18 protein-coding genes and 1 pseudogene are annotated in these 16,495 nt (G+C 70.4%); 12 read left to right on the top strand and 7 right to left on the bottom strand.

Translation table 11 applies throughout. The features are described 5' to 3' along the window. The first annotated feature begins 275 nt into the window (after positions 1-275). From ACZ7D7_RS08560 to ACZ7D7_RS08545, 4 genes are read left to right on the top strand one after another with little or no spacing between them, the layout of a single operon-like run. Entirely contained in the window at positions 276-683 is a 408-nt protein-coding gene (locus tag ACZ7D7_RS08560) for a DUF6507 family protein (protein ID WP_470823180.1), read from the top strand. After that, the gene (locus ACZ7D7_RS08555; RefSeq protein WP_470823179.1) at positions 680-3,001 is read left to right on the top strand and encodes a hypothetical protein; all 2,322 of its coding nucleotides are present in this window, start codon (positions 680-682) and stop codon (positions 2,999-3,001) included. The genes ACZ7D7_RS08560 and ACZ7D7_RS08555 overlap by 4 nt, the downstream gene beginning before the upstream one ends. Next, complete coding sequence (locus ACZ7D7_RS08550; protein WP_470823178.1) at positions 2,998-4,020, top strand: hypothetical protein; 1,023 nt, start codon at positions 2,998-3,000, stop codon at positions 4,018-4,020. Before ACZ7D7_RS08555 ends, ACZ7D7_RS08550 begins: the two co-directional genes overlap by 4 nt. 38 nt (positions 4,021-4,058) lie before the next feature. Further along, entirely contained in the window at positions 4,059-5,474 is a 1,416-nt protein-coding gene (locus tag ACZ7D7_RS08545; protein WP_470823177.1) for a DUF6177 family protein, read from the top strand. On the opposite strand, the gene ACZ7D7_RS08540 is transcribed toward ACZ7D7_RS08545, so the two are convergent. Beyond that, a complete protein-coding gene (locus ACZ7D7_RS08540) occupies positions 5,460-5,894 on the bottom strand; it encodes an ATP-binding protein (protein ID WP_470823176.1) in 435 nt (144 codons plus the stop codon). The two genes, ACZ7D7_RS08545 and ACZ7D7_RS08540, sit on opposite strands and share 15 nt — an antisense overlap. A gap of 92 nt (positions 5,895-5,986) precedes the next feature. Here ACZ7D7_RS08540 and ACZ7D7_RS08535 point away from each other — a divergent pair, with 92 nt between their 5' ends. Continuing rightward, entirely contained in the window at positions 5,987-6,835 is an 849-nt protein-coding gene (locus ACZ7D7_RS08535) for a helix-turn-helix domain-containing protein (protein ID WP_470823175.1), read from the top strand. After that, a complete protein-coding gene (locus tag ACZ7D7_RS08530; RefSeq protein ID WP_470823174.1) occupies positions 6,795-7,073 on the top strand; it encodes a DUF397 domain-containing protein in 279 nt (92 codons plus the stop codon). Before ACZ7D7_RS08535 ends, ACZ7D7_RS08530 begins: the two co-directional genes overlap by 41 nt. A 51-nt stretch (positions 7,074-7,124) precedes the next feature. On the opposite strand, the pseudogene ACZ7D7_RS08525 reads toward ACZ7D7_RS08530, so the two are convergent. Beyond that, positions 7,125-7,310: pseudogene (locus tag ACZ7D7_RS08525) on the bottom strand (phosphatase PAP2 family protein); the annotation flags it as partial. A 212-nt stretch (positions 7,311-7,522) separates the two neighbouring features. Further along, complete coding sequence (locus tag ACZ7D7_RS08520; protein ID WP_470823173.1) at positions 7,523-7,798, bottom strand: hypothetical protein; 276 nt, start codon at positions 7,796-7,798, stop codon at positions 7,523-7,525. 266 nt (positions 7,799-8,064) lie between these two features. Here ACZ7D7_RS08520 and ACZ7D7_RS08515 point away from each other — a divergent pair, with 266 nt between their 5' ends. The 4 genes from ACZ7D7_RS08515 (at position 8,065) to ACZ7D7_RS08500 (ending at position 11,037) form a co-directional block, all read left to right on the top strand. Continuing rightward, on the top strand, positions 8,065-8,517 hold the full coding sequence (locus ACZ7D7_RS08515) for a DUF4383 domain-containing protein (RefSeq protein ID WP_470823172.1): 453 nt from the start codon (positions 8,065-8,067) through the stop codon (positions 8,515-8,517). A 26-nt stretch (positions 8,518-8,543) separates the two neighbouring features. After that, positions 8,544-9,029, top strand: coding sequence for an MSMEG_6728 family protein (locus ACZ7D7_RS08510; protein WP_470823171.1), 486 nt, complete (start codon positions 8,544-8,546; stop codon positions 9,027-9,029). A gap of 123 nt (positions 9,030-9,152) precedes the next feature. After that, positions 9,153-10,268 carry a DUF2330 domain-containing protein gene (locus ACZ7D7_RS08505; RefSeq protein WP_470823170.1) on the top strand — a complete coding sequence of 372 codons (1,116 nt, stop codon included), beginning with the start codon at positions 9,153-9,155 and terminating at the stop codon, positions 10,266-10,268. Positions 10,269-10,365: 97 nt separating this feature from the next. After that, positions 10,366-11,037 (top strand): O-methyltransferase, encoded by a 672-nt coding sequence (locus ACZ7D7_RS08500; RefSeq protein ID WP_470823169.1) that lies wholly within the window; start codon positions 10,366-10,368, stop codon positions 11,035-11,037. An 84-nt stretch (positions 11,038-11,121) separates the two neighbouring features. Here ACZ7D7_RS08500 and ACZ7D7_RS08495 read toward each other — a convergent pair whose 3' ends face one another. After that, a complete protein-coding gene (locus ACZ7D7_RS08495; RefSeq protein ID WP_470823168.1) occupies positions 11,122-11,514 on the bottom strand; it encodes a hypothetical protein in 393 nt (130 codons plus the stop codon). Between the two features lie 121 nt (positions 11,515-11,635). Between ACZ7D7_RS08495 and ACZ7D7_RS08490 the strand changes: the two genes are divergently transcribed. Next, positions 11,636-12,040 carry a DnaJ family domain-containing protein gene (locus ACZ7D7_RS08490; RefSeq protein ID WP_470823167.1) on the top strand — a complete coding sequence of 135 codons (405 nt, stop codon included), beginning with the start codon at positions 11,636-11,638 and terminating at the stop codon, positions 12,038-12,040. An 18-nt stretch (positions 12,041-12,058) separates the two neighbouring features. On the opposite strand, the gene ACZ7D7_RS08485 is transcribed toward ACZ7D7_RS08490, so the two are convergent. Further along, positions 12,059-12,826 (bottom strand): hypothetical protein, encoded by a 768-nt coding sequence (locus tag ACZ7D7_RS08485; protein ID WP_470823166.1) that lies wholly within the window; start codon positions 12,824-12,826, stop codon positions 12,059-12,061. Positions 12,827-12,830: 4 nt separating this feature from the next. Then, positions 12,831-13,529 (bottom strand): hypothetical protein, encoded by a 699-nt coding sequence (locus ACZ7D7_RS08480; RefSeq protein ID WP_470823165.1) that lies wholly within the window; start codon positions 13,527-13,529, stop codon positions 12,831-12,833. Between the two features lie 208 nt (positions 13,530-13,737). Here ACZ7D7_RS08480 and ACZ7D7_RS08475 point away from each other — a divergent pair, with 208 nt between their 5' ends. Then, positions 13,738-14,229 carry a GNAT family N-acetyltransferase gene (locus ACZ7D7_RS08475; RefSeq protein WP_470823164.1) on the top strand — a complete coding sequence of 164 codons (492 nt, stop codon included), beginning with the start codon at positions 13,738-13,740 and terminating at the stop codon, positions 14,227-14,229. A 60-nt stretch (positions 14,230-14,289) separates the two neighbouring features. Here the strand turns inward: ACZ7D7_RS08475 and ACZ7D7_RS08470 are convergent, their stop codons facing one another. After that, positions 14,290-16,389 carry an MDR family MFS transporter gene (locus ACZ7D7_RS08470; RefSeq protein ID WP_470823163.1) on the bottom strand — a complete coding sequence of 700 codons (2,100 nt, stop codon included), beginning with the start codon at positions 16,387-16,389 and terminating at the stop codon, positions 14,290-14,292. Between the last annotated feature and the right edge of the window lie 106 nt (positions 16,390-16,495).

The raw sequence follows: 16,495 nt of genomic DNA, 5'->3' as shown, positions 1-16,495 counted from the left end.
CCAGAACACCCGCCATCACTCTCGCCGCATGACCACCCCCAACACCCGCACACCAGGCACCACGTCCTTGACGAAGGACATAGAGACACCCCCCCCCCCCGGGCCGACGAACCCAACCGGCTCGACACGCTCAGGTTGGCTCGCCTTTGACCGGAAGTGCATTGCTCCCGCAACGAACCGACTGATAGAGATGAAAGATCCTTTCGTCGGGGCATGTCCGACAATCGAGAGCTGGGGAGAGGGACCGGTAGGTCCTGGAGGACACGGGGGTTGGCGTGACGGGTTGGGACATCTCGCCCGCGGGGGTCCAGTCGGTGATCTCCAAGGTGAGGGATGCGGCTGACGGCATGAACGCCGGGATCAAGCTGTACGGAAGCAGCATTCAGGGAGCGATGGAGTCGGCGGGGACACTGGCCTTCGGCTCGGAGGGCCATGGGGGCGGCGACGGCCGTGCGGCCGGGTTGGTCGCAGTCGCGCTCGCAGAATTCAGCGAGGGCACGCAGACGAACGTTGTGTCCTTGTCGCTGCGTGCGAGCAACTCGGCAAACGGGGCGATCGAGGCGACCAACGCCTACCTCGCCGGGGACCTGGAACAGGCATGGAACGCGCAGCGACAGGCAACGCTGGCCCCTGACGTGACGGCATTCCTGCACGAGGCCCACAAGAAGGCCGGCCAGAAGTGATCGACCCGGAGAAGATACCCAGCTTCACCGGCAATCTAGTCGATCTGCAGCAGGAGATCATCTTTCTGCGCCGGGCAGCCAAGCAAATCAGCGAACGAGGAGACGACGTCCACACGCGCTTCCAGCGACTGGACGCCTTCTACAAAGCCCCTGAGGCCGAGCAGTTGTTCGGCACCACACAGGCGGTGCAGGACACGTCAGGCAGCTTCGCCGGCCAACTGGAGACGGTGGCCGAAGCGCTGGAAACCTACGTGGTCACGGTCGCTGAGATCGTCAAGCAGTTGGAGGCTCTTCGCGGACAGGCCGCAGCATTCGTGGAGTCGGTCAAGGACCAAGACGGCCTCATGGAGAGCTGGCGCAAGGACGAGGACAAGGTCAACGAGCACCAAGCCATCTGGGATGCGGTGAACGCAGCCGTCGCTGCCTTTCAGCAGGCCGAGGTGACCTGCGCCGGCAAGATCACCGCCCTGGTGGGCGGCACCCGATGGCACATCAACGACGGCAGCCCCGAGCAAGAGAACGCTTACGGCTTCAATGCCGGTCAACTGGCCTGGGCCGAGCATCTTCCATGGGGCCGCCCCGAGCACACGGAGTCGCTGCCTTTCGGCATCGACTACCACCTTCAGCAGACCGGCATCAGCTTGGCTGAGAACGCCGTCGCCTCGGTCGAAGGGCTGGTCGACCTGCTCAGTCCGGGCGAGGAAGGGGGTGCGGCCAGGGAAGGGATGCTGCGCGTCATCGTGGGAGCCGAGAGCTACCTGCTGAATCCTCGTGGAGATCGCGATACTCCTCTCGGCCCCTCCACGGAACGTTTCATGGAGGAAAGCAAGCCCTATTCCAAGGAGTTCGCGAAGTCCTTCGTGGCTTGGGACGACTGGTCCACCAACCCAGGCAAGGCGGTTGGCACGGTCATCTTCAATGGGCTCACACTGGGCGCCGGGCCCTTGGGAGCAGCCGCCAAGGCCGGATCAGGCGCGGGTAAAGCGGGAGCCGCCGCTCGCACGGCAGGTGCTCTGGCCAAGGCAGGCGACGTACTCGACCCGATCGGCGCGGCGGCGAAGGCCGTCGGCGCAACCGCCCGCGCCCTGCCCAAAGTCGCCGAGCTCACCGCAGGCGTACGCGCGGCCACCGAAGCGGCCGCTGCGGCGGACGCCACGCACAGCTTCCTGGAACTTCCGGACGGCTCTCAACTTCGTTTGTCTGACGGCGAGTTCATTCCGAGCCGCAATGGCATCACGGACGTCAGCCCAGTGCCCCACGAGCGGGCAGCCGTCGACCGAACACCATCCCTCGCCGGCCCAAATGAGCGCGACCTGGTCGGTGCGGGAGCGCGCGCCCCAGTGGCGACGGCGCACGCGGGAGATCACCTGCCGCCCCAGGCCGGCCACGAGGCACCTCGCCCTTCCGCAGGGGAAGGCGTCGGCGAGCGGACGAGCACGCCACAGGGCGCTGGCGGCCCCGGCGCAGGGCACGTCGCCGAAGGCACCAGGCCGACGGGCCACTCACCGGCAGAACCTGGCACGTCGCTCACCCCTGACGCCGACATCTCGACGGGCGGAACCGACGCACCTGGCGCCAGCTTCGGCGATAAGACTGACGGCAACCCCTCGACCGGATCAAGCGGCGGCGGGGCGCCACCCGACGGTGAACCCCAGCCCATGGTGCGCGGCGGCGAAACAGAACAGCGCATCCGGGATGCCATCAAGGGCATTCCCGGAAGAACACGACCGAAGCCACCCATCCTCGAGAGGGTGCTGGACAGGCTGGCCTCTGAACGCAACGGTCAACGAGTCGCCGAAATCATCGCCTCCGGGCAGTTCAACAAGAGCGACGAGTTCGGCACAGTGATGTCATCTCTGGCTGCGAAGAAGGAGCACATGTTCCAACCCGCCGCCGATCAGTTGATTTTCGCGGACGACCTGGTCAGGAGCGGCGTCCCCGCTCACGCCATCCAATTCGAGCAGAAGCATCCACCAGGTGCCGACGCCGATGTTCGCGTCACTGGTGAGTCCGGAGAGGTCTACGCCTATCAGATGAAGCGACTCAACAATCCCGCGGACCCGGTGAGCGAAATCACCAGGAACAAGTACCTGCTTCAGTTGGCACGAGCAGAAGCCGATTATCACGTGATGCTGGTTGACGGTGCCAGGGGAACGCGTGCGGACTGGATGTCCAACGGCTCCTACGATGCACTCATGGACACTCACCGAGGCGCGAATGGACCGAAGGGTGAGGGCATCAGGTTCGTCGTGCGTCTCGAGGACGGAACTCTCGTGATCCCGCCCGGCAGCAAGCTCGACCCCAAGGACATGCTGTGATCACCACGAAACCTGTCGGCGACTGGACCTGGGAAGTCACGTCGGACACCGGCACCCTGCGCCCCGGGCGGGCAGCCGACGTAATGGTCGCGGTGTGGGACGAGCTCACCCGTCACGAGTTGGCCGTTCCGGTGGGGAAGGCCAGAGTCTCGGTTCGCCCCATCGGCGACATGAGAAACGCCCGCATCGACGTCGGCGGACTGCCCCTGGGAAAGGAACCGCAATCTCGGGGAGCAGCGCTCTCCCAAGTGATGGCCGAGGCCGCATCACTTGACGGCGACTTCCTGGTGACCATTCGAACCGACTGCCCCGGCCTTTGGCTGGAGTCCGAGTCGGGAACACGACATCGCGCGGAGAAGCTGTTCGTCATCCATGTCGACATTTGGAAAGGCGCCCTTCTCTCGGTGACGTTGGAAACATATTCAGACGCATGGTTGACAATGGACACGCGCGACCGGGAGCAACCCGAGGTGTTCGCAGCGAACGCTCCGCGTCTGGCCGCGGCGCTGGACGGAATTTCGAGGCTGCTCGGCGGCCCTCCAGAACCGGGCAACCCGAACTGCTTTGCCACCGCGACGGTGACGGGCTTCGAGGACCCACGGGTCGAGGGAACCGCCTACGACGACTCGTGGGGGACCTTTGAGGTCCCGGCTCGTGGGGCACTGCTCCACACCGGGGTCCCGGACTCCGAGGACGAGTACGAGGAGGTCACCGACCAGCCCGTGCGCTACTTCCCTGTTCTGCGGGACGGGCAGACGCTTGGCTACGTATGGGCCGCGGTCGGCGAGCAGGCCGCGGGGTACGAACCGCGCACAGCAGCCGGCAGTGACGCGTTCGAAGCGGGGACCCAATGGCTGCTGCGGCTGCGCGAGGCCCACAGGCGTGGACTCACTGCTCTGGCCGCGCTGGACTGGGTGGTACGGCAACCACCTCGGGCCGAAATGGGCGCAGTCATGGACTCCGTCTCCCGGGAAGCCCAGTCCTTGGACGCTCTGCAGGAGCTGTCAGGACGGTACTGACCGAGGGCGCCGTTACTTTCACTACGGGAGAGAAGTACGTGACTCAGGACGTCATAGCCCTCACCCCCGCCATGCCGGATGCACGGGCCACGCTCGCCGGGCTGTTCGCCGGTGGTCCCGGCCTTCGGGTGAGCAGCCGCGCCGAGGGCGCTGCCGTGCAATTGTGCACGGACGGCGGGCTTCCCCTGGTCACGCTCGAAGTGCCCATCCTCGTCCAAGTGCCGGGCGAGACCGTCCGTTTGCTCGGCCCCGAGGTACGGGCCGAGGCACCCGTGTGGTGGACCGAGGTACGTGCGGCCCCGTCGGTCGAGGAAGCGGCGCCCTTGGCGCAATCGGTGGCGGCCCGCCTTACCGCCACATTGGGCGGCGCGACTTGGCCGCGTCACATCGCAGACACCGGCGTCGTATCGGTCCCCTCGGCAGGCGAGGCCTCGGCCTGTGAAGACGACACGCTCGGTGTTGACGTCCTCACTCAACGGGCGGTGGTCCTGATCCAGGACCGTCCTGTGATCGCTGCGACCACTTGGCTCACCCACCTCCTCCGCTCGGCCGTCGCCTCGGGGCGCGAACTGCAGATCGTCACGACGCCCGAAGCTCGACTGACACTCCCGGCCCGGACCCTGCTGACCCATGTGCCCGCCCGCTGGGTCGTCCGTGATCCGGCCTGCGGCTATTACGACGGGTTCTCCGGCGCCGTCCTCCGGTGGCACGACGGCCGTTTCGCCCCCGAGCCGACCGGTGACGGCCCCCAGTCGATCGCGAAGTCGTTCAGCAACCGCGCCACCGCTCAGGGCGAACAGCAACTTCACCTCACCATCCGTACCACTCACCCCGCCGACCACGGGCTTGTCCTGGGCGGCGCACTGGAAGCCGCGTGGCAGGCTTTCACCGGCTCACCGCCCACCGGCTGGTCCACCGCCGAGCCCGTCAACCTTCCTTGGTCCTCACGGCAGTTGACAGAACTCGCGCGCAGCCGGGCGCAGAGGTCCGCGTCCACCTGGCTGGTCGCCGTCGGCGCTCCGGACCGGCCCGCGATCGCCACCCTCCGCACCACCCACACTTCGGAGGGCATCGAGGAGCACATCACCCTCGGCATCGGCTGCCCCGCCCATCAGGCACCGCCCGTCGACGAGCTCTCCGAGCTGGCCGCGACCCTCACCACCAGTCACCGCCTCACCTCACTGCTCGCCCAGGTGCGCCCGGCGCGCGCTGACCTGACCACCCCGTCCCATCGTGAAGGTCCTCCCGTGCCCGTCGCTTTCGCGCTCGGCCCTGATGCCGTCCACAGTGTCGGCCTCAAGAGCGCACAGTCCTCTCCGAGCACACGACCGACCACGCTCGGTCCCACCGCGCGACCTGGCCTCTACTACGCCCTCGGGGACGGCACCGACCTCACCAGCTGGCAGCGCCTCAAGGAGCTCAACGACCACCTGAGAGTGTCAATCCGGCGGTGACGTCGGCTCTGTCGCCCGGCACTCGAACCACACCGTCTTCCCGCCTCCCGGGAGCGGATCGGCGCCCCACTTGTCGGTCAACGCGCCGAGCAGGAGCAGACCTCGGCCGTTCTCGGCGTCCGGCGTCAACTGTTGTGGCGTCGCGGGGAGTCGGCGGCTTCCATCCGTCACCTCCACCCGCACGCCCGCCGTCTGCCGCAGCACCAGCACCTCGCAGCGCCGGTCCGGGACGTGCCGCACAACGTTGGCGAGCAGTTCCGTCACGCCCAGTTCCACGGCGTCGGACAGCTCCGGCATCTGCCACTGCTTCAGCAGCGACCGGACGATGCGGCGTACGTGCCGGGCCGCGTGTTCGGCCACGGTGAGGCGCAGGGCGTACTGGGCGGTGCGGGGCCACGTGGGGGAAATGTATTCGTTCACATCACTAGCCTGACCTCACATGACTACGGTGGGCTACCGAACGAATACAACACGTCCCGCTGTGGACCGAGTTGTGCGGGAGGGAGCTCCGCGTGACCCACATCAACACCCTCGACCCCGGCGCGTCACCGCTGGACTACTACGGCTTCGAACTGCGCCGTCACCGCGAGACGGCCGGGCTGACGCAACGGCAGTTGGGCGAGATCGTCAACTACACGGGGTCGCTGATCGGACAGATCGAGACGGCGCGGCGCATTCCCACACCGGAGTTCAGTGAGCGCGTAGACGCCGCGCTGGGCACCGGCGGGCTGCTGTCCCGACTCGTGGACCTCGTCCTGCGTCACCAACTCCCCGCATGGTTCCGGCAGGTGGCCGAGTTGCAGGCCCGGGCGTCCGAGATCTACTCCTTCGAAACGCACATGGTGCACGGGCTCCTCCAGACCAAAGCGTACGCACGTGCCGTGCTCAGCGTCCTCGACGAGGCAGGGCTGGACGACCGCATCGCGGTCCGGCTCGCCCGGCAACGCATCTTCGACAAGGAGGAGCCGCCCATCTCCTGGACGATCCTCAGCGAGGCCGCGCTCTACCAGGAGATCGGCGGCCGGACGACCATGCGGGACCAACTGGCCCACCTGTTGTCGTTCGCGGGCAATCCCCGGATCAATGTCCAGGTGCTTCCGTTCTCGGCCGGAGCCCACGCAGGGCTGACAGGCCCATTCGACCTCTACCGCTTCGAGAGCGATCCGGCCATCGTCTATACCGAGGGCTACGGCAGCGCGCATCCGACCGCCGACCGAGCCACCGTCAAGAACTGCTCGCTCCGTTACGATCATCTGCAAGCCGCCGCGCTCTCCATCGAGGCCTCGGCGGACCTGATCCGGCGTGTGATGGAGGAACGCTATGGAGAACAACCCGATTCCGACGGGCACCCAGTGGCGTAAGTCCAGTTACAGCAGTGACCAGGGCGGTAACTGCGTCGAGTGCGCGCCCCTCGGCGAGGCGACCTGGCGCAAGTCGACCCACAGCGGCGACCAGGGCGGCAACTGCCTCGAAGTCGCCCAACTCCCCACCGCCGCCCTCGCCGTCCGCGACTCCAAGACCCCGGCCGGCCCCGTCCTCACCGTCACGCCCGCCACCTTCACCCGCTTCGTGAACTGGGCTGCCGACACTGGTCGTTGAAGCCCGCAGACCCGCCCCGCTCGGCCCTCGCGCCGTTACGCGGCGGCGCTAGTCCGGGCGCGCGAAGTCCTGGGATCCGTGCACCGTGTCCACGTAGCCCAGTCCCGGCATCAGGCGCGGCGGGGCCGGTGGGTAGAGCCAGAAGCCCAGCAGGGCGAGCAGAGTGGTGGCGCCCAGGGTGGAGCGCGCCCAGCGGTAGGCGACCGGGCGGCGGACGTAGAGCACGCCAAGGACCGACGCGGTGGTCCGGCTGGACTGGCTGAGGGCGACCTTCGACTCCCCTACTGCAGTCGTTCCACTTCCTGGACCGTCGGCTGGAGGGGCGCCACGAACGCCTCCAGCGGCGCGCCTACGGCCTCGTCCAGGCCCACACCCCACTCCCCCTCCCCCGAACCGAAGGCGACGGCCCCATCCCCTGGGCCGCCGCCTTCGCCTGTCGCGGTACCGTCTCAGCCGGCCGCTCTGTGCTCCCGGAGTTCATGAACACTGGCCGTGAGGGTGCCGTCGTGCTGTTCGTAGTGGGACAGGGCGAGGCCGAGGCCGAAGAACGTGGGAGCCCACTCACCCACGAAGATGCCCCACCGGTCGGCTCGGGCGAGCCCGGTGCCGGGTTCGGCCTTGAGGCTGGTCATCCAGGCCGCGACAGTCAGGCCGATGGAAGTGAAGGCGGCCATGTAGGCGTGCTCGCTGCGGATGCCCATCTCGTGCATTTTCTTGACGCTCATGTTTTCTCCCGCTCATGGTCGGTGGTGGACGGGTTTTCTGCCGTCCCCGCGCCGGCGGGTGCCCATTTTCTGGAGCGACACCCGCGCTTTCTTGAGCAACACCCGCCCTCCGACGAAACGGCGGCGCTTTTGTTTGCGGCTTCAACGAGTCGCGCAGTCCGATCGGCAAAAATCCGCGTCCAGGTGGTTTCTTCATCAGGCGTGGTACTCGCGCGCCGAGCCTGCTCTTTTCGTACTCGTCATCCGTCGGACAGTGAGGACAAACCATGGCCACAAACGCACCGCGCACGACCGCCCGTACCCCTGTGCAGAAGGCCGCCATGCTGGTGGGGGCCGTGTTCCTGCTGGTGGGTATCCTGGGCTTCATCCCCGGTGTCACCACGAGCTACAGCGCGATGGAATTCGCCTCGCACGAGTCGGGCGCCAAGCTGTTCGGGATCTTCCAGATTTCCATCCTGCACAACCTGGTCCACCTGGCCTTCGGCGTCGCAGGCCTGGCACTGGCCCGTACCGTTTCCTCCGCCTACAGCTATCTGCTCGTCGGCGGGGCCATCTACCTGGTGTTGTGGATATACGGCCTGGCCGTCAGCCACGACAGTGGCGCCAACTTCGTGCCCCTCAACACCGCCGACGACTGGCTGCACTTCGTGCTGGGCCTCGCCATGGTCGGACTGGCGCTTGCCCTCGGCCGGCGTGCCCGTGGCACCGGAGGTCGGTAAAAGGTCCCTGCGGCAGGAGTGACGGCATGCAGACCTTCCTGCCCTACCCCGACTTCAGGTCCTCGGCCCTGACCCTGGACCGGCGCCGGCTCGGGAAACAGCGGGTCGAGGCGTTGCAGGTCCTTCGTGGCCTCGTCGTGCCGGGTTACGGGTGGCGCCACCATCCAGCGGTGCGGATGTGGGCGGGATACGAGGAAGCACTGGTCCGATACGGCCTGGAAGTCTGCAAGGTGTGGCGCGAACAAGGTCGTCCGGACAGCTGTGCGGCCACACTGGTCGCGGATCTCCTCGCGTTCCGCCCCGGTGCGTCGGTTCGCGACCAGCCGCTGCTGGCGGCCGCCGGGGATCTGCCTCCCTGGCTCGGTGACGACGCCTTTCACCGCAGCCACCGGTCAGCGCTGGTACGCAAGGAACCGGACAGCTACGCCCGGCTCTTCCCCGACGTGCCGGACGATCTGCCGTATGTGTGGCCGACGTCGGACCGCTCAGGCGATCCGCCTTCCGCGGCCTGAGGTGGCCGTTGTGGCACCCGCACTTCCCCGGCGGGAGCCCCCTGGGCACTGCGCCCGGGAACCGCACCCGTGATCACGCCGTCTGTTGCCCTGGCAGGCGACACGGGGAGGGGCTCCACACACATGTCCACACACATGCTCGACATCAGGCGCACCGGCAGACGCACACGGCTGCTCACCGTGCTCCTCACCCTGCTCACCCTCCAGCTGGCCTCCCTCGTCGCCCCCGCGTACGCGTGCGGCTGCGGCGCGATGGTGACCGACGAGCGGCGGCGCGTGGCCGTGGACCGGGAGACCTCCGTCGTCCGGTGGGACGGCCGCGAGCAGCAGATCGTGATGAGTCTGACCGTCGGCGGCGACGCCGAGCGGGCCGCCTGGATCATGCCCGTCCCGAACCGCGCCGACGTCCGCCTCGGCGACCCCGCGCTGTTCGAGACCCTGTCCGACGTCACCGCCCCGGTGTACCGCGACCGGTTCCGCTTCTGGCCCGAGGACCCCTGGCCGTTCGACGACGAGGGCGCCGGCGCCGCCCCGGGAGACGGTGCCGGGCCGGGCGTCGGAGTCGTGGACCGGCAGCGGCTCGGCCCCTTCGAGGTGGCCCGGCTCACCGCCGACGACCCCGACGCCCTCGACACCTGGCTCCGCGACAACGGCTTCGCCCTCCCCGCCCGCCTGGAGAGCGCCCTGCGGCCGTACGTCGAGCAGGACTGGGAGTACGTGGCCGTCCGCCTCGCCCCGGACAGCGGCGGCGCTCCCCTGTCCGGCACCCTCGACCCCCTGCACCTCACCTTCGCCTCCGACGCGCCCGTCTACCCGATGCGCCTGTCCCGGCTCGCCGACACCCCGCAGTCGCTGCGCCTGTACGTGCTGTCCGAGCACCGCATGCGCACCGAGAGCACCATCGGCGGCGACGCTCCCGAGGTCGCCTTCGCCGGGGACGTGGCCTCGAAGGCCGCCGACCTCGGCGGGCTCGCCGACGGGACGCCGTATCTCACCGCCCTCGACCAGGAGTTCCCCGAGCCCTCCCGGATCTCCGGCGACCACGCCCTGGTGCGCGCCGCGAACGACGCCCCGTACCAGGAGGTGATCCACCGGGACCGGCTGATGAAGGTCGCCGGGGTGCCCGTCTTCCTGCTGGTCGTCGGGGGCGGGTTCGCCGTGGCCGTCCTCGCCGTCGTCCTCGGTCTGCTGCGGTGGCGCCGGCGGCGGCGCGTCCTCCATGCGGTCGAAAGTGCGTGAGAGGGGAACCCCTGCGTCGTCGGCCCTCGTTGATCGATTGGCCGGGCCGTCCAACGGGGCTCGCCGAGGTCTCGTTCCGTACACGAAAGGCGGGCGCATGAGTGAGTCGCAGGTCTGGGACGGCGTCGACGACTACTTCAACAGCCACCTCACGCCCGACGACGACGTGCTCGCCGCCGCCCTGCGCGACAGCACGGCGGCCGGGCTGCCGCAGGTCAACGTCACCGCGACGCAGGGCAAGCTGCTGCACCTCCTCGCCCAGGTGCAGGGCGCCCGTACGATCCTGGAGATCGGCACCCTCGGCGGCTACAGCACGATCTGGCTGGCCCGCGCCCTGCCCGCCGACGGGCGGCTGATCTCCCTGGAGTACAACCCCCGGCACGCCGAGGTCGCCACCCGCAACATCGCCCGCGCCGGGTTCGACGGGGTCGTCGAGGTGCGGGTGGGCCCCGCCCTGGAGTCCCTGCCGCAGCTCGCCGACGAGAACCCCCCGCCGTTCGACCTCGTCTTCATCGACGCCGACAAGGCCAACAACGCGCACTACGTGGAGTGGGCCCTCCGCCTCACCAGCGCGGGCAGCCTGATCGTCGTGGACAACGTCGTCCGGGGCGGACGCGTCGCCGACGCCGGCAGCACCGACCCGGACGTGCGGGGCACCCGCGCGGCCATCGAACTCATCGGCAGCCACCCGAGGTTGAGCGGTACGGCCGTCCAGACGGTCGGCAGCAAGGGCTACGACGGGTTCGCCCTGGCGCGAGTCCTGGGCTGAGCCTCCGGGGCCCGCGGGCCGGCCTCACATCTCCCGGCCGAACACCTCCCGGCCTCACACGTCGGGGCCTCACACCTCGGGGCCTCACACCTCGTGGTAGAAGCCCACGTTGACGCTGCGCGGGGCCGTGCGGTCCTGGATGACGACCTCGCCGCTGCCGCCCCTCGGCAGCGGCACCGCACCGCCGTAGGGCACGGCGTGCACCTGGCCCGCGACGGTCAGCCGGACCTCCGAGGACGGATCCGGCTGCGAGCCGCGCAGCCACCTGAGCTGCCAGCCGCCGTCCGGGCCGCAGAGGAACTCCAGGTGCACGCGGGAGACGAACAGCCAGTCGTCCGGCGTCGACAGCCGGCACAGGGACTTGTCGCGGCCCACCCGCAGCACCGCGCCCGGCTCGGTGGGGGCGTCGGCCATGAGCATGCCGGCCGTGGCGCCCGCGTCCGCCGCGGACACGGCGGCCATGGTGAGTTCGAGCACGAGCGCTCCTCCTGGGACTCCCGGTGCGGTCGAACGGAACGACCGCGTACGGGCGCCCCGTTGGCGCTCCGCCGCCGCATGATAAATCGACCGGCAGTACGGCGTCCGGCACAATGGCCTCATGACCGAGCGAAAGCCACCCGGCGTGCCGTTCGACTCCTGGGCGGACAAGCAGATCCGTGACGCGCAGGCGCGCGGCGAGTTCGACCGCCTGCCGGGCGCCGGGCAGCCGTTGCCGAGGGAGATCGAGGCGACGTACGACGAGCTGTGGTGGGTCAAGCGGAAGCTGGCCCGCGAGGGCGTCTCCGTGCTGCCGCCCGCGCTGGCGCTGCGCAAGGAGGCCGAGGACGCGCTCGCCGCCGCGCTGGCCGCGCCGTCGGAGGGGGCGGCCCGGCGGATCGTCGAGAAGGTCAACGTCAAGATCCGCGACATGATGCTCAAGCCGCCGCCCGGCCCCCCGCTCGGCAGGAAGCCCTACGACGTCGAGGACGTCCTGCGGCAGTGGCGGGAGCGCCGGGCGAGCTGACGCGTTGGCGGTGCCCGTTCACACGTGCAGCAGCCGCTCCGCCAGTTCGCGGTAGTCCCGGAGGGCCAGCCGGAGTTGTTCCGTGTCGCCCGCCGTGTCACCCGCCGTGTCGGGGCCGGCCTCGGGGCCGGCCGCGGTGCCGTCGGGCTGCCAGGAGGCGCGCAGGCCCCGGCGGCGGTTCGTCATCGCCTCCGTGACCCGGGCGGCGATGTCCTCCAGCACATGGTCGGCCTCCTGGACGGCGCCCCGGGGCCCGTCCACGAACCCCGCCACCGCCTGCTGCATCCGCAACGCCAGCCGGTCGCTCTCGTCCTGCGGCAGGAGACTGCTTCCGGTGTCCGCAGCGGCGGTACCGCCTGTGGCACCAGTGGTGTTGGGGGTGCCGGTGGTGCCTGCGGTGGTGAAGTTGCCTGTGGTGCCTGTGGTGTCCGCACCGCCACCGGCGCCCGCGGGCACGCCCGCGTCCGTGCCCGCACCCCCGCGCGCGCCCATGCCCGCGCCCCCGCCACCCGTCGTCGTGCCCGCCGCGCGCGCCGCCCCGGGCGCGTTCTCCGGCCGGGCGCCGGGCGCCGCCGGGCCGCCGCTTCCCCGGCGCTCGGCGGGCGCCGCCTGCGGCGTGTTCTCCGCCCAGGTGCCGGTCTCGCGGCCGGGCGTCGGCGCGGCCGGGGTGCCGAGCGGGCTGTCGCCCCGTGTGCCCCGGGCGTTCTGGGCGTCCCGGGCGTTCTGGGCGCCCCGTGCGTTCTGGGCGTCCCAGTCGTCGTCGGCCGGGCCCGTCGGATGCGTCATCGGGTCAGCCCTCCTTCGGTCGGCGGCCGTGCAGCAGCGACGGCCGGTGGCCGCTGGTGTGCCGGTGCCCGTCGCTGTCGGCGCGATGGCGGCCGTGGTCGCCCCGGGACGTCGAGACCAGCTCGTCGAAGAGGGCCCGCGCCTCGACCATGGCCTCGCGCGTCTCCTCGGTACCGGGACCGGCGCCGGGACCGGTACCGGTTCCGGCCCCCTGGCCGGGGCGGCCGTCCGGCGTGCCGTCGGTGTGCGCGCGTGCCGCGCGGTGGATGCGCCGGTAGCCGTCGACGTGGGCGGCGTGGTGCACGGACAGCGCGGCGAGCTGCTCCTCGTACTGGCCGCCGTCCGGGAAGCCGCGGGCTCCGGCCAGGTCGGCGAGCAGCCGGTCCGCCTCCGCGGCGGCCTCGCGCGGGGAGTCGACGAAGCGCTCCTGCGCGGCCGTCCAGCGCGCCTCGTACCGCTCGCGCTCGGCCGGTTCCAGCGGCCGTTCCCGCAGGTCACCGTGGCGTTCGAGGCGCCCGGCGAGTTCCCGCTCGGCCGCCTTGGTGTCCCCGTCGTGGCGGGCGACGGTGCGGTCGTACTCGGGCCCGAAGCGGTGCCTCAGGTCCGGTCCGCGCCGGGTGCGTCGCGCGCGCAGGATCAGGACGGCCGCGAGGACGACGACCGCCGCGATCACTATCAGAGCAATGATCAGGCCAGTGGACATGAATGCCTTCCGGAATCTCGACCGGACCGGCTCTCCTTGCCTTGCCGGTTCGCCGGACGGGTAGCCCGGCGGCCCGCCGCCAAACGGCGCACGTCGACGGCCGACCGTGCCCGCGGCACAGGGACCGCCCCCGCGCTCCCGGACCGTCCGGGCCGGCCGCGCACACCCGGTTGCGTGCCGCGTGGCGCCGGGCCGGAGAATGCGGTGCATGACCTGGACCGTCGCCCCGGAACCGTACGACTCCCCCGTCGCCGCCGCCCTCTGGCGGGCGTACTACACGGAGGTGAGCGACCGCTGGTACCTGTTGCACGAGGGACGCCGCACCGACCCGGAAGAGCTGGAGCGGGAGATCGCGAAGGAGTCCGGCGCCGATCTGGCCCCGCCCGGCGGGCAGTTGCTGATCGCCCGGTACGACGGTGAGCCGGCCGGCAGCGCGGGCGTACGGCTGCTGGAGGGAGCGGTGGCGGAGCTGACCCGGGTGTACCTGTACCCGGAGGCGCGCGGCAAGGGCGGGGCCGCGCTCCTGGTGCGGGCGGCGGAGGACGCGGCACGCGCGCTCGGGGCCGCGCGGATCGTCCTGGACACCCGCGGCGACCTGGTGGAGGCCCGCGCCCTGTACGCACGGCTCGGCTACGCGGAGACCGAGCCGCACAACGCCGAGCCCTACGCCGAGCACTGGTTCGCCAAGGCGCTCGTCTGACGCCCGCGACGGTTTCGCCAAGGCGCTCGGCCCCCGCGTGGCACGGATTCACCAAACCGCTCAGCCGACGCCCGCGACGCTGCTGCCGCCGGCCCGGTCGTCGTGCGGGCGTTCCCGTTCGGAGCCGCACAGTTCGCCGTTCAGCTCGGTCACGAGCTGGACCAGGTCGCGCGGGCGGTCCGGGCCCCACCAGTCGCCGAGCAGTTCGGCCAGTGACTCCTCGCGGGCGTGCGCGAGGTCGTCGGCGATCTCCCGGCCCCGCTCGGTGAGGCGCAGGTCGAGGCCCTCGCGCACGGCGAGGCGCCGTTCCTCGACCTGGCGGGCGCCCGCCATGATGACGTGCAGCGGTACGGAGGTGCGCTCGGCCAGCACGGCCGGCTCGACGACGCCGTACCTGCGGATGCGCAGCAGGAGCCAGCCCGCGGCGGGCAGCAGGTCGTACCCGGCGCGTTCGATGATCTTCCGGTAGACCTCGCGCCGCCCCTCGCGGGTGCCGAGCACGGACAGCGCGCGGCACACCTCGTCGTACGAGGACCGTTCGACGGGGTTGCTGGCGAGGGTCTCGGTGACGTCGGGTGCCGTGACCGAGCCGCGCAGCCGGTCCTCGTGCAGGAACCAGGCCAGCACGAATCCGACGAGGGCGACGGGCGCGGCGTACAGGAACACGTCGGTGATGGACGTGGCGTAGGCCTGGAGGGCGGCCGGGCGCAGGTCGGGCGGCAGGGCGGCGATGCCGCGCGAGTCGGCCTCCAGGGCGTCGACCGTGACGCCGGGCGGGAGCCGGACCCCCTCGAAGGCCTTGGTGAGTTCGTCGCCGAGGCGGCCGGCGAAGAGCGTGCCGAAGACGGCGACGCCGAAGGAGGCGCCGATGGACCGGAAGAAGGTCGCGCCGGAGGTGGCGACGCCGAGGTCCTCGTAGGAGACGGCGTTCTGCACGATCAGGACGAGCACCTGCATGACGAGGCCGAGTCCGAGGCCGAAGACGAAGAAGAAGGCGCTCATCTCGAAGGTGGGGCTGTGCTCGTTCAACTGGTGCAGCAGGAGCAGGCCGAGGGCGGTGACGGCGGTGCCCGCGATCGGGAACACCTTCCAGCGGCCGGTGCGGCTGACGATCTGGCCGGAGGCGGTGGACGCCAGCAGCAGGCCGAACACCATCGGCAGCATGTGCACACCGGACATGGTCGGTGTCACGCCCCGCACGACCTGGAGGAACGTCGGCAGGTAGGTCATCGCGCCGAACATCGCGAAGCCGACGACGAAGCTGATGACGGCGGACAGCGTGAAGGTGCGGATGCCGAACAGCTTCAGCGGCAGTACGGGTTCGGCGGCGCGGCGTTCGACGGCCACGAAGGCGACGGCGAGGACGACGCCGAGCACCGCGAGCCCGATGATCTGCGGCGAGCCCCAGCTCCAGGTGGTGCCGCCGAGGGAGGCGACCAGGACCAGGCAGGTGGCGACGGACGCGATGAGGAGGGTGCCGAGGTAGTCGATGACGTGCCGGGTGGTGCGGCGCGGGATGTGCAGGACGGCGGCGATGACGGCGAGCGCGACGACGCCGACGGGCAGGTTGACGTAGAACACCCAGCGCCAGCTGAGGTGTTCGGTGAACAGGCCGCCCAACAGCGGTCCGAGGACGCTCGTCGCGCCGAACACGGCGCCGAACAGGCCCTGGTAGCGGCCGCGTTCGCGGGGCGGCACCAGGTCGCCGACGATCGCCATCGACAGCACCATCAGCCCGCCGCCGCCGAGGCCCTGGATCGCGCGGAAGGCGATGAGTTCGGCCATGTTCTGCGCCATGCCGCACAGCGCCGAGCCGACGAGGAAGATGACGACGGCGGCCTGGAACAGCCGTTTGCGCCCGTACTGGTCGCCGAGTTTGCCCCACAGCGGGGTCGCGGCGGTCGCGGCGAGCATGTACGCGGTGACGACCCACGACAGGTGGTCCATGCCGCCGAGTTCGCTGACGATGGTGGGCAGCGCGGTCGACACGATGGTCTGGTCGAGGGCGGCGAGCAGCATGCCGAGGAGCAGGGCGCCGATGGAGACGAGGACGTTGCCGGGCACGTGTTCCTCGGTGCCGGGGTCCGGTCCGGCGGGCCCGGCCGCGGCGGGCCGCGGGTGCCGTGCCGCTCCGGTCGTACCGTGCGCATCCCCGGCCATGGAGACCTCCCGAGGCTCTCGGTGACCCTTCCATCCTGAGCGGTGCGGCCGGTTATGGCCTGTCGAGTCCCCCCGGGGCTCACGGGGAATCCCCCGGAACCCTTTG

It is taken from the genome of Streptomyces sp. NPDC037054 (genome assembly GCF_055606745.1).
The sequence above is the reverse complement of the archived record's forward strand: the minus strand, read 5'-3'. Positions and strand labels throughout refer to the sequence as shown.

What these genes read in the sequence shown, in the direction of transcription:
- ACZ7D7_RS08530 (WP_470823174.1), top strand. Translation starts at nt 6,795, where the DNA reads ATGGAGAACAACCCGATTCCGACGGGCACCCAGTGGCGTAAGTCCAGT.
- ACZ7D7_RS08520 (WP_470823173.1), bottom strand. Translation starts at nt 7,798, where the DNA reads ATGAGCGTCAAGAAAATGCACGAGATGGGCATCCGCAGCGAGCACGCC.
- ACZ7D7_RS08515 (WP_470823172.1), top strand. Translation starts at nt 8,065, where the DNA reads ATGGCCACAAACGCACCGCGCACGACCGCCCGTACCCCTGTGCAGAAG.
- ACZ7D7_RS08510 (WP_470823171.1), top strand. Translation starts at nt 8,544, where the DNA reads ATGCAGACCTTCCTGCCCTACCCCGACTTCAGGTCCTCGGCCCTGACC.
- ACZ7D7_RS08505 (WP_470823170.1), top strand. Translation starts at nt 9,153, where the DNA reads ATGTCCACACACATGCTCGACATCAGGCGCACCGGCAGACGCACACGG.
- ACZ7D7_RS08500 (WP_470823169.1), top strand. Translation starts at nt 10,366, where the DNA reads ATGAGTGAGTCGCAGGTCTGGGACGGCGTCGACGACTACTTCAACAGC.
- ACZ7D7_RS08490 (WP_470823167.1), top strand. Translation starts at nt 11,636, where the DNA reads ATGACCGAGCGAAAGCCACCCGGCGTGCCGTTCGACTCCTGGGCGGAC.
- ACZ7D7_RS08485 (WP_470823166.1), bottom strand. Translation starts at nt 12,826, where the DNA reads ATGACGCATCCGACGGGCCCGGCCGACGACGACTGGGACGCCCAGAAC.
- ACZ7D7_RS08480 (WP_470823165.1), bottom strand. Translation starts at nt 13,529, where the DNA reads ATGTCCACTGGCCTGATCATTGCTCTGATAGTGATCGCGGCGGTCGTC.
- ACZ7D7_RS08475 (WP_470823164.1), top strand. Translation starts at nt 13,738, where the DNA reads ATGACCTGGACCGTCGCCCCGGAACCGTACGACTCCCCCGTCGCCGCC.
- ACZ7D7_RS08470 (WP_470823163.1), bottom strand. Translation starts at nt 16,389, where the DNA reads ATGGCCGGGGATGCGCACGGTACGACCGGAGCGGCACGGCACCCGCGG.